Below are 2607 nucleotides of genomic sequence, written 5' to 3'. Positions count from 1 at the left end.
GTTGGACACGCTCACGTCGGCCACCGTGAAACCGCTCACCGCTTCGCTGAAGCTGAAGGTCACCGTGGCGGTGTCACCGAGCTTCAGCATCGTGTCCGACAAGGTGATGGCCGCGGCCAGGGTCGGCGCCGTGGCATTGATGCTCACGCTGGTGGCAGCCGACGCGGCACTGACGTTACCTGCCGCGTCGGTAGCCCGCGCAGTGATGGCGTGAACACCATCACTCAGCGTCGAACTGGTGATGGACCAATGGCCGCTGGCATCGGCCGTGGCGGTGCCGAGCAGGGTCATGCCGTCGGTGTCGTACAGGCGCACCGTGGCGTTCGCTTCGGCGGTGCCGGTGAAGACCGGCGTGGTGATCGAGGTGATGTTGTCGGCGTTCGAGACGCCGGTGTCGCTGCCGCTGGCCAGATCCGGCGCGCTGGGGGCGGTCGGAGCGCTGTGGTCGAAGGTGTAGACCTCCCCGCCGGTGTAGCCGGCCTCAATGGCGTTGTTTCTTGCGCCATTGATGCCGGTGCCGGCACTATTCAAGTCCAGCCGCAGGGTGCCGTCGCCAGTGATGCCGCTGACCGTTACCGTGTAGGTATCGCCGCTGCCCGTTACCGAGGCAATGTTGCCGCTGACGGTGCCGGCGCGGCTGAGGCTGAAGTCGCTGAGGTCGACACCGCTCACGCTTTCCGAAAACCTGACCGTGTACTGCACGCTGCTGGCGTTCGAAGCGGCGGTGTTGACCCGGGTAATAGCGCTGACGCTGGGAGGCGGCGTGGCTTCAACCAAGGCCAGGGTAAAGTCATTGTTGTTGCTGCCACCGATGTAGCTGGCCGTCAGCGCGACCGGCGTGCCCGCTGATGTGAGCGTGGCGCCTTGCGCCAGGCCGCCAAAAGCCCCGGTGACGCTGTCGCTCGCGTCATTGTTGATGAGGGTGTGGATGGTTCCGCTGCTAGGCGAGTAGCTGAGCGTCGGGGTGATGGTGGCGCCGCTGACAGAAACGCTGCCGAGCACATCCACCTGGTCGTAATCACTACCGGCCGTGGTGCCGCCCTTGATGTCGACCGCCAGGATGCCGCCCGCGGCGAGGGTCAGACCGCCGTTGACCGTCAGCTTGCCAATGCCGTTGTTGAGGCCCAGTACGCCGGGCGCCAGCGTCGCGCCGCTCTGCACCGTCAGCATATTGGACGAGTGGGCCGCAAAGATGCTGCCCGTGCCGCCCAAGCTCGCCCCAGATGCCACTGTCACGCCGCTGGTGCCGCTCAGCGCGCCGGTGACCGACAGCGTGCCGCCCGCCACGGTGGTAGCGCCGGTGTAGGTGTGGGTGCCGCTCAGCGTCAGCGTGCCCGTGCCTGCCTTGCTCAGTGAACCGGCGGAGGAAATGTCGCCCGAGAAGGTGGTCGAAGTGTTGTCGCCGCCGACGGTCAGCGTCGCGCCAGAGGCAAGCGTCACCGATCCGGCGCCGGCCAGCGAGCCGAGGGTCTCCGCCCCAGAGCCCAGCGCCAGGGTCGCGCCGCTGGCCACCATTACCGCGCTGCTGTCGCCGATGGCGCTGCCGCCCGACACCACCAGGGTGCCGGTGCTGATCGTGGTGGCACCTGCATAGCTGTTGCTCCCCGACAGGGTCGCCGTGCCGCTGCCCGTTTTGGTGAAGCCGCCGCTGCCGCTCATGGCGCCAGAGAAGGTGCTGCTGCTGTTGTCAGCGCCCGCGGTCAGCGTGTTGTTGCCCAGTGTCACCACGCCGGCGCCAGCCAGCGAGCCAATGGATTCGCTGGCACTCAGGTTCAGCGTACCGCCATTGGCCACGGTCACCGCGCTGCTGTCGGCGATGGCGCTGCCGCCGCCCACCGTCAGCGTGCCGGCCGCCACGGTGGTGGCCCCGGTGTAGCTGTTGCTGCCGGACAAACTCAGCGTGCCGGCGCCATCCTTGGTCAGGGCCTGGCCGGATCCTGCGATCTCGCTGTTGAAGGTGGCCGTCTTCGCCGCAGCGTTGCTCACCGTCAGCGCCCCGCCCAGCGTGAGCGTGCCACCGCTGATCGTCAGGCCGTTCGCGCCGTCGAGGTTCAGCGTGTCGCCGCCGCCGACCGTGGCGCCACTGGCCAGGGTGTAGCTGCTGTTGTCAGCCAGCACCACCCGGATTGTGTCGGCGCCGGCCTGGCTGGCCGAGCGCGTCAGGGCCTCACGCAGCGAGAAGCCGTCGGCGGCGTCGCCCTGGCTGTCGGTGTCGGCGGTGGAATCGGCATAGATGGTGGAACTGGTGACGGTGACGTCGGCGCTGCCCGTCGCGGCGCCATCGCTCAGCGTGACACGAAGGGTGGTGTCACCGTAGGGCGTGTCGTTGCGATAGGCAATGCTCTGCAACACTGCCTGTACCAGCGCCGTCGTCGGCGTTTCATTCACATCGGGGTTGCCCGACGCGCTGTCGCCGAACTGAATCACCAAAGTGCCGGTGGCGTAGGTGTAGGACCAGCGGGCGAACCAGCCGGTGGTCGCCGAGTTGACCAGCACGCCGGTGGCGTTCTGCCCTTTCGCCTGGGCCTCTTCGATCGACTGTTCCGGGTAGCCCGCATAGGCGATGCTGCCGTCACCCCCGAGGGCAAATGTGCTGTTGGCCAAGAA

Annotated in this window: 1 protein-coding gene; it reads right to left on the bottom strand. The window is 67.6% G+C overall.

Features of this window, described 5'->3' with window-relative positions; all coding sequences use genetic code 11:
• Positions 1-2607 (bottom strand): beta strand repeat-containing protein (locus tag ACIQ32_RS12345; RefSeq protein ID WP_396195975.1); only part of this gene is annotated, 2607 nt, incomplete at both ends.

The sequence above is a fragment of the Flavobacterium sp. genome (assembly GCF_044373165.1).
Classification (GTDB): Bacteria; Bacteroidota; Bacteroidia; order Flavobacteriales; family Flavobacteriaceae; genus Flavobacterium.
This window is presented reverse-complemented; position numbering and strand designations above follow the sequence as displayed.